This is a genomic window from Staphylococcus sp. EG-SA-17, assembly GCF_017151845.1.
Taxonomy (GTDB): domain Bacteria; phylum Bacillota; class Bacilli; order Staphylococcales; family Staphylococcaceae; genus Staphylococcus; species Staphylococcus aureus.
This window is the reverse complement of record NZ_JACVZO010000185.1, coordinates 1-239: the sequence shown is the minus strand read 5'-3', so window position 1 is coordinate 239 and position 239 is coordinate 1. Positions and strand designations below refer to the sequence as shown.

1 protein-coding gene is annotated in these 239 nt (G+C 31.4%); it reads right to left on the bottom strand.

Going from position 1 to position 239, the window contains the following annotated elements; genetic code table 11:
• Positions 1 to 239, bottom strand: a 239-nt coding sequence (locus IDG65_RS14680; RefSeq protein ID WP_206174278.1) for a DUF1064 domain-containing protein, incomplete at both ends; no start/stop codon positions are given.

Genomic DNA, 239 nt, shown 5'->3' with positions numbered 1-239 from the left:
TAAGTTTTGCTACTTCGGTTGGCATACCTTTAATGTCGATAACTTCAATCAGTTTGCCATCGAGATATAACGCGAAGTCTGCAATGTATTCAATCTTTCGTTGTTTATCTAATTTTGGTAATAATTCGAATTTCGGTTGTATTTCGATATGATCATAATTAGTGCCATTCATATTACTTTCTAAATATTGGTAATATTCACACTCTACTTTGCTATCAAATACAATTCCTTTGTACTCA